Below are 7,956 nucleotides of genomic sequence, written 5' to 3'. Positions count from 1 at the left end.
GGTCTGGCTGGAGCGGGCGCGCACCACGCCGACGCTCACGGTGCCGGTCCCGCCGCCGTTCGGGTCCAGGTCCGCGTCGTAGTTCGCGCAGTCCAGCTGGACCCCGGCGGCGGGCGGGACCGCGGCGTCGCCGAACACCCGCGACGTGCAGTCGTGCCAGGGCAGGTCGTTCTTGGGCGCCGCGATGGGCGGCGGGCCGCTGGGCGGTGGCTTGGCGGTGGTCGCGCCTTGGGGCCGGGCCCCGGCGTTGGTCGCGAATCGCGGGTCGGCGGCCAGGCCCGGGACGCAGCCGGCGACCACTGCGGTCACCGCAAGCAAGACCGTGGCGAGCGTGATCTGCCGACTCATGTCGACCACAGTAGCTAGCGGCGATCGCAAACGCGGCGAAGCCGGGCGCCGGGGGAACCCCCGCGAAGCTGGGGGACGGGTCGCCGCAAAGCTAGGCCTTGACGTAGCGGGTGTACAGGTAACCGGCGTCGTCGGTCAGAACGTGGGCGCAGCGCATCCGCGTGAGCAGCTGGCTGGGCCCCGTCGCGATGCGGCGGGCCAGCCCGCCGACGAGGTAAGGCGCGATGGTCAGGCAGAGCTCGTCGAGCATGTCGCGCTGGATCAGCGAATCGAGCAGCATCGGCCCGCCCTCCGTCAGGATGCGGCGCATCCCGCGGGCGGCGAGGGCCCCCAGCATCACGGCCTCGTCGACCTCGCCGGGGTCGTCGCCGGAGCAGTCGATCACCTCGCACAGGTCGGTGAGCATCCGGCGCGCCGGGGCCGCCGCCGCCGCGCAGGTGAGCACCAGTGGCGGCACCTCGGTCCGGGTGAACACCCCCATGTCGCGGTCCAGCCGGCCCGACTTGGTGACGATCGCCAGTTGCGGGATCTCGCTCTGCCCGCGGGCCTGGCGCTGCTGGCGCTGGGCGACGCTCAGCTGCGCCCCCGAATAGCCCTCGACCCGGACGGTGCCCGCGCCGACGACGATGACGTCGGCGAGCTCCCGCAGCAGGTTGAACACGAACCGGTCGCCGGGACCCCCCATCGTCCCGCTGCTGCCGCCGGAGGTGGCGCCGCCGTCCACACTCGCGATGAAGTTGGCCCGCACCCACGTCCCGTTGCGTTCCGGGTAGCCGTAGAGGCGGGGGAGTTCGGCGTCGCCGAGTTCGCGCACCGATCCGAGCAGCGACAGCGGCGTCTCGGGCAGGGCCATGGGGTTGATTGCAGCACGCCGCTAGAGTTCTGGGATGCACGGGTCCACTTCCGGGGGAGTGGCGCACCTGGTGGATCGGCATCCGAGTGTGTCGCCGGAGCGACTGATAACTCAATTGCGGCCGCCCCCAACGTTCGCCGACGTGAGCTTCGCGACGTATCAGCCCGACGCGGCCGAGCCGACGCAGGCCGCCGCCGTCGTGGCGTGCCGGCAGTTCTGTCGTCAGGCGGTGGAGCGACGAGCGGGCCGGCGAAAGTTGTTGGGCCGGCGAGCGGTGCTGCCCGGGGTCGGCCTGTATCTGGACGGCGGGTTCGGCGTGGGCAAGACCCACCTGCTGGCGTCGGCGTACTACGCGTTGCCCGGTGACGGCCCGGAATCGTCAACTCCCAAGGCGTTCGCGACGTTTGGGGAGTTGACCCAGCTGGCCGGCGTGTTCGGATTCCGCGAATGCGTTGACCTGCTGGCCGGCTACACGGCGGTGTGCATCGACGAGTTCGAGCTCGACGACCCGGGCAACACCACGCTGATATCCAGGCTGCTCTCGTCGCTCGTGGAGCGGGGGGTGTCGGTGGCCGCGACCTCCAACACCCTGCCCGAGCAACTGGGCGAGGGCCGGTTCGCCGCCCAGGACTTCCTCCGCGAAATCAACACGCTGGCAAGCATTTTCACCACCGTGCGGATCGAGGGGCCCGACTACCGGCACCGCGGCCTGCCGCCGGCGCCGCAACCCCTCTCGGACGAAGAGGTGGCCGCGCGCGCCGCGCGGGTCGACGGGGCGACGCTCGACGATTTCGACGCGTTGTGCGCGCACCTGGCCACCATGCACCCGTCGCGATATCTGACCCTCATCGAGGGGGTGACCACCGTGTGCCTGACCGGTGTGCATGGCATCGACGACCAGAACGTCGCCCTGCGACTGGTGGCGTTGACCGACCGGCTGTATGACGCCGGCATTCCGGTGGTCGCCTCGGGCGAGAAGCTGGACACCATCTTCAGCGCCGAGATGCTGGCGGGCGGCTACCGAAAGAAGTACCTGCGGGCCATGTCTCGGCTCCTGGCGCTGACGGTCAACGAAGCGGGCGGGTCATGACGAAGTCGTCCTCGCGTCCGGCGCCGACCTGGAAGGTCCGGGTGCCGCTGACCTGGAAGCCGCTCTTGGCGTAGAAGCGTTGCGCGCGTTCGTTGGCCTGGTTGACGCCGAGCCACACGCGCCCCACTTTCCACTCGCCGGCGGTGGTCAGCGCCAGGTCCATCAGTGCGGTCGCGACCCCGGTGCCGTGGTGCTCCGGCGTGACATACATCTTGGACAGCTCGGCGGTGTCGCCGTCGCGAATCAGCATGGCGTAACCGACGATTCGGTCGTGCTGTGTGGCGGTCAGGATCGCGCGCTGCGGATCGGCCAGGTATTCGGCGAAGCGGGCGGCCGTCAGGTTGGCGTCGACGAACGCGGCGACGTTCTCGGCTGCCATCGAGGCCGGACACGCCAGCGGGAAGGTACGCGCGGCGACGTCGGCAAGCTGTTGAACGTCAACGGAATCCGTCGTGACGACGCGTACGGCGCGGGTCAGAGATTCCACTGCGCGAGGTGGTAGCCCGTCTTCTTGTCCAGCAGGACCACGGTGGAGACGGGATCACGGTAGGCGTCCCAATACACTTCGCCCCGCACGATCGCCCCGTTCGGCGCGTTGGTGAGCACGTTGTCCAGCGCATCGGGGGCGTCGGAGGCGCGCGGCTTGTAGGCGTCGGCGAACTGGGTCACGCCGTCGAAGCTGAAGGTGGTCGCCATGACGAACGGGTTGGGCACCCGGACCGCGCGAACGACGACGTCGGCCCGCTCGACCGAGCTGCCCGGGAAACCCCGGAAGGTGCCCTCGCGCGTGTAGCCGAAGCCCGGCGGCGGGTCGCAGGGCGCCACGCCGGTGACGGTCACGTCCGCGACGTAGGTGCCGGTGTCCACCCGCAGCGTGTCGCCGATGTGGCCGATGGGGGCGTCACCGGCCCAGGCGCGGGGGGCGGGGAGCGCGGCGATCGCGGTGACGCTCGCCGCGGCGACGACGAACGCGGACAGGACGACCAGCCAGCGGTGCGTCTTCGCCATGTCTTCGCCTCCTAGGCAACCCGGGAAGGGAACCTTCGAATGATCGCACATGCGGTGATGCGTCGGGGAGGGGTCGACCACCCCGGATCAGCCCTCGGCGCGGGCGCCCGTGCCGCCGCCGAGCGACTCCAGAGCCTTGATCAGATCCGCCTCGACACGGCCCTTGTCGACGCCGCACCGGCGCAGCGGTCCTTCGTCGGAGGAGGCGTCCTCCAGCTCGAGCAGCGCCAACAGCAGATGCTCGGTCCCAATGTAGTTGTGCCCCAGCCGAAGTGCCTCCCGGAAGGTCAGCTCCAGGGCTTTGCGCGCGGGGCCGCTGAACGGGATGAGGTCGGGGGTTGCGCCCCCGGCCGGGGGCAGCTCGACGGCCGCGCGCAGCGACTCGGTGTCGACCTGCTGCAGGCGCAGCAACACCGTGGCCAGCGCGGCCGGATCGCTGAGCACGCCGAGCAACAGGTGGCCGGGCGTGATCTCGTCGTTGGCGGCCTCGTGCGCGGCGTTCTGGGCCGCCACCACCGCGCCGCGCGCCCGCGGCGTAAAGCGGCCGAAGCCCTGTTCGGGATCCAGGGTGGCGGCCTCGGCGCGCGGCACGAACCGCTTCTGGGCCGCTTGTTTGGTGACGCCCATGCTCTTGCCGATGTCGGTCCACGACGCCCCGGACCGCCGGGCTTGATCCACGAAGTGCCCGATCAGGTGGTCGGCGACCTCGCCCAGGTGCTCGGCCGCCAGCACCGCGTCGGCCAGCTGATCGAGCGCGTCGGTGTGCACCGATTTGATGGCATTGATCAGCTCGTCGAGCCGGACGGGGTAGGCGATGCGGGTCGGGTCGGCCATGCCGTCAACGATAGGTTGACGCGCTTGGAGATGTCAACCCGGGGTTGACGATTGTTAATTATTGTTTCGTCATCCGCGTACTCCGCGCAGGTCTGGAACGATTTCAAATTTATGAAGCTTGTTCTGACAATTTCCAGCGTTGCTGTCATGATCGGCCTGGCCGCGCCGGCATACGCCGACGACACCGACGGTGCGTTTCTCGCATCGCTGGATGCGGCCGGATTCACCTATACGGACCCGGGACAGGCCATACAGGCGGCCCACTACGTGTGCTCGGCGGCCAGTGGCGGCACCGCGATCGCTGACATCGCGACGGCGGTGCAAAAGGGCGACAGCGCATTGAGCGCCGACAAGGCCGCAAAGTTCACCGCGATAGCGGCCAACGCCTACTGCCCGGACGCGCTCTCGTCGTCCAGCCCGACGACCACGACCGCCAGCTCGTAACCGGCCGATTCGCGCCACGAGATGCGGGGCGGCCGCAGCTCTGGAACGATCAGTGAGCCGTGAGGCTATTTCTGATGTCGCTCGGCCTTGCGGCCGCGATCGGTCTGGCCGGCCCGGCGCACGCCGACGGCAGTGACGACACCTTCCTGGCGACCGTTCACGCGGCCGGCCTGACCTACTCGGATCCCGAGCAGGCGATCACCTCCGGCAAGTCGGTGTGCAAGCTGGTCAGCGAGGGCTCGAACCTGACCGACGTCGTCCGGATGCTCCAAATGCTCAATCGTGGGCTGCAGGGGGACGACGCCACCCGGTTTGCGGCAATCGCCGCCAACTCGTATTGCCCCCAAGCGCTCTCGAAGCCCGACGCCGCGTCCTAGCGGTAGCGGCGGTGGGCCGTTACGACGAATGTGATGCGGTTGTTACACGGCCGACCATTGACGGCAGGTTAACGAAACCTGTAATCAACAATTCGCCCATACCATTTCGGCGACGGACAGTGGTCGTAGCCGAAAGGAAGCATGGGCTTGGACTTCCTTCAGCAGCAGTTGGTCGAGCCCATTAGCAACATCCTCAATACGCATGTCCTGATCTATTTGCTGATCGGCGGCGGCATCTATTTCACCGTGCGCACCCGATTCATTCAGGTCCGCTACTTCGGGCGCATGCTTCGCCAGCTTCGTAGGGCTCATCGCCAGGACGGTGGGATCTCGTCGTTCCAGGCGTTCTGCGTGGGCCTCGCGTCGCGCGTGGGTACCGGGAACATCGCCGGCGTCGCAATCGCCCTGACGGTCGGGGGGCCCGGCGCCGTCTTCTGGATGTGGGTGGTGGCCGCGGTCGGCATGGCCACCGCGGTGATCGAGGCCACCCTGGCCCAGATCTTCAAGGTCCGCTCGGACGACGGAGCCTTCCGCGGCGGTCCCGCGTTCTACATACAACGGGGCCTGCGGTCACGCGCGGGCGGCGTCATCTTCGCCATGCTGCTGGTGGTCACGTTCTCCACAGCGTTCAACATGGTGGAGACGAACGCGATCAGCGGGGTGTTGCAGTCGTCGCACGGCATCGGGGTCGGTTGGACCACAGTCGTTTTGGCGGTGCTGGCGGCGCCCGTGCTTTTCGGTGGCGTGCGGCGCGTCGCCCAATTCGCCGGATCGGTCCTTCCGGTGGTGGCGCTGGTGTACACGTTGCTCGCGCTGGGGATCGTGGCCGTCAACATCACCGAGCTGCCGACGGTGATCAGGGAGATCATCGGCGGTGCGTTCGGAATCCGCCAAATGGCAGGCGGTTTCGCGGGCGGAGCGCTCGCCGCGATGTTCACCGGCGTCAAGCGGGGCCTGTTCGCCTGCGAGGCGGGGATGGGCAGTTCGCCCAACATCGCCGGCGCCGCGACCGTGGCACATCCGGTGGAGCAGGGCCTGATTCAGTCGCTCGCGGTGTTCGTCGACACGATGGTGATCTGCACGGCGACGGCGTTCATCGTGCTGCTGTCCGGTCCGGAAACCTACAATCCCTCTCGCCTGGGCTCGCTCGCCGGGGCCAGCCTGACCGAATCCGCGATCGCCGCGGATCTCGGGTCGTGGACCACGGTCTTGATGACCTCGGTGGTGTTCGTATTCGCGTTCGCATCGGTGCTGAGCAACTACGTGGTCGCCGAGGCCAATCTGTTCTACCTGGGCGGACGGCGGTTGGCGGCCAACGTTCTGAAGGCGGTCACCCTGGCGTCCATCATCTTCGGGGCGCTGGCCAAGCTGACCCTGGTGTGGGCGCTCGCCGACTTGACCATGGCGGTGATGGCCATCGCGAACCTGCTCACCATCTGCCTGCTGGGCAAGTGGGCGTTCGCGGCCCTCAAGGATTACCACCGGCAGTTCGCGCAAGGCGAGGCGCCGGTGTTCATCGCCAGCGAGGCCGGCCTGCCCGGCGTCCTGGACGGCGACATCTGGGAGCGCGCGGAGCGCCGGCAGGTCGGCGCGCTGCCCGAGTCGTTGACGCTGCACCGCCCGGCGCTGCGACCCTCTCGCGCGCCGGCGGCCTAACCGGCCGCCAGAGTTCACCCGCCGTTTCCCCGGCGAGGTGCCATTCGCCGGCAGGTCTGCGAGAATCGCTGCGTTATGCGATTTCTACTGGTTCTGGCCGGCGTGGCCGCCGCGATCGGCCTGGCGGCGCCCACGTACGCCGATGTGAACAACGATCAGGACTTTCTGACCGACCTGCGCGACGCCGGCCTCACCTACCAGGACGGCGGCAACGCCGTCACGATCGGCAAGTCGGTGTGCGACCTGCTCGACGACGGCCAGTCCACCGCGGAGATCGTGACCCAGCTGCGCAACCAGAACCCCGCATTCCAGGGGGCCAGCGCGGCCAAGTTCACGTACCTCGCGGCGGCCCACTACTGCCCGAAGTACGTCACCGGCGAGGACCGCGGCCCGAAGCCGGACGGTGCCCCCGGCAACTGACCGCCTGGAGCGCGTGGGTGCGCGCTACGCGGCTCGCGCCGTCCATGTGAAGTTGTGCATCTCGGGGATCCGCGGCGCGAGCGCGGCGGCGACGAGGCGCCCGATTCGATCGGCGGCCGCCAACGGGGTGTCCGGGTCGAGAAAGCCTTCCACTTCCACCCGCAACGTCCGCCCGGTCCATCGGGCCCGGGCGTGGGCGTGCGTGACGCCCGGCACCGTGGCGGCGACGGCCTCGGCGGTGGTGATGATTTCGGGGTCGACGCCGTCGAGCAGGCGGTGAGCGATCTCCGAGGTCACCTCCCAGCCGACGTGGCAGATGAACCCCGTGACGACGATCCCGGCCACCGCGTCGGCCCATCCCCAGCCGAGCGCCACGCCGATCAGCCCGAGCATCGCCCCCGCGGACGACAACGCGTCCAGCCAGGAGTGTTTGGCGTCGGCCACCATGGTCGCCGAACGAATCCGCTTGCCCACCAACCACTTATAGCGGGCCACCAGCTGGTTGCCGACGATTCCCACCAGCGCCGCCGCGATGCCCCAGCCCACGTATCCGGTGCCGCCGTGCCGGAGCAGCTTGTTGACGCTTTCGAAGGCGGCCACGGCGGCGCTGCCCCAGATCACCAGTGCGACACCGATTCCGGCGAGATCTTCGGCGCGCTCGTAGCCATAGGGATAGCGCTCGGTGGGAACTTTGCGTGACGCCCGGAACCCGACGAACACCAGCGCGCTGGTGGAGACGTCCGACAGATTGTGCAACGCGTCCCCGAGCAACGCCACCGAGCCGGACAGCAGCGCGATCGCCAATTCGACGAGCCCGGTCAGCGCCAGTCCGATCGCGCTGACGGCGACGGCCCGGTTGGCCTGCCGACGCTCGGCCGCATCATCGGTGACGGTGTCGAGGGGAAAACTTGCCGCGGGGTCGCGGA

The 7,956-nt window shown here is 69.0% G+C and carries 10 protein-coding genes and 1 pseudogene; 5 read left to right on the top strand and 6 right to left on the bottom strand.

The features are described 5' to 3' along the window. Both A9X03_RS25425 and A9X03_RS25420 read right to left on the bottom strand, forming a co-directional pair. Window positions 1-348 (bottom strand): annotated as a pseudogene (locus tag A9X03_RS25425) (alpha/beta hydrolase); the annotation flags it as partial. Window positions 349-439: 91 nt separating this feature from the next. Next, window positions 440-1,201, bottom strand: a complete 762-nt coding sequence (locus A9X03_RS25420; protein ID WP_068263595.1) for a pyrimidine reductase family protein — start codon at window positions 1,199-1,201, stop codon at window positions 440-442. Window positions 1,202-1,235: 34 nt separating this feature from the next. Between A9X03_RS25420 and zapE the strand changes: the two genes are divergently transcribed. Further along, window positions 1,236-2,291, top strand: a complete 1,056-nt coding sequence (gene zapE / locus A9X03_RS25415; protein ID WP_068263585.1) for a cell division protein ZapE — start codon at window positions 1,236-1,238, stop codon at window positions 2,289-2,291. Here zapE and A9X03_RS25410 read toward each other — a convergent pair. From A9X03_RS25410 to A9X03_RS25400, 3 genes are all read right to left on the bottom strand, one after another. After that, window positions 2,269-2,778 carry an N-acetyltransferase gene (locus A9X03_RS25410; RefSeq protein ID WP_067757895.1) on the bottom strand — a complete coding sequence of 170 codons (510 nt, stop codon included), beginning with the start codon at window positions 2,776-2,778 and terminating at the stop codon, window positions 2,269-2,271. The genes zapE and A9X03_RS25410 overlap by 23 nt on opposite strands. Further along, window positions 2,766-3,299, bottom strand: a complete 534-nt coding sequence (locus tag A9X03_RS25405; RefSeq protein WP_067757898.1) for a hypothetical protein — start codon at window positions 3,297-3,299, stop codon at window positions 2,766-2,768. The genes A9X03_RS25410 and A9X03_RS25405 overlap by 13 nt, the downstream gene beginning before the upstream one ends. A gap of 87 nt (window positions 3,300-3,386) precedes the next feature. Continuing rightward, the gene (locus tag A9X03_RS25400) at window positions 3,387-4,133 is read right to left on the bottom strand and encodes a Clp protease N-terminal domain-containing protein (RefSeq protein ID WP_067784210.1); all 747 of its coding nucleotides are present in this window, start codon (window positions 4,131-4,133) and stop codon (window positions 3,387-3,389) included. 147 nt (window positions 4,134-4,280) lie between these two features. Between A9X03_RS25400 and A9X03_RS25395 the strand changes: the two genes are divergently transcribed. The 4 genes from A9X03_RS25395 to A9X03_RS25380 all read left to right on the top strand — a co-directional run bounded on the left by A9X03_RS25395 (window position 4,281) and on the right by A9X03_RS25380 (window position 7,030). Next, window positions 4,281-4,577, top strand: a complete 297-nt coding sequence (locus A9X03_RS25395) for a DUF732 domain-containing protein (RefSeq protein WP_231969355.1) — start codon at window positions 4,281-4,283, stop codon at window positions 4,575-4,577. Between the two features lie 74 nt (window positions 4,578-4,651). Next, window positions 4,652-4,954 carry a DUF732 domain-containing protein gene (locus tag A9X03_RS25390; protein WP_082950111.1) on the top strand — a complete coding sequence of 101 codons (303 nt, stop codon included), beginning with the start codon at window positions 4,652-4,654 and terminating at the stop codon, window positions 4,952-4,954. Window positions 4,955-5,101: 147 nt separating this feature from the next. After that, window positions 5,102-6,610, top strand: coding sequence for a sodium:alanine symporter family protein (locus tag A9X03_RS25385; protein ID WP_068263600.1), 1,509 nt, complete (start codon window positions 5,102-5,104; stop codon window positions 6,608-6,610). 75 nt (window positions 6,611-6,685) lie between these two features. Beyond that, window positions 6,686-7,030 (top strand): DUF732 domain-containing protein, encoded by a 345-nt coding sequence (locus A9X03_RS25380; protein WP_067784212.1) that lies wholly within the window; start codon window positions 6,686-6,688, stop codon window positions 7,028-7,030. 24 nt (window positions 7,031-7,054) lie between these two features. Here the strand turns inward: A9X03_RS25380 and A9X03_RS25375 are convergent. Beyond that, on the bottom strand, window positions 7,055-7,956 hold a 902-nt coding region (locus tag A9X03_RS25375), incomplete at its 5' end, for a cation diffusion facilitator family transporter (RefSeq protein ID WP_156746674.1).

Origin of the sequence: Mycobacterium sp. E1715 (genome assembly GCF_001667625.1) — a bacterium.
Lineage (GTDB): Bacteria > Actinomycetota > Actinomycetes > Mycobacteriales > Mycobacteriaceae > Mycobacterium.
This window is presented reverse-complemented; position numbering and strand designations above follow the sequence as displayed.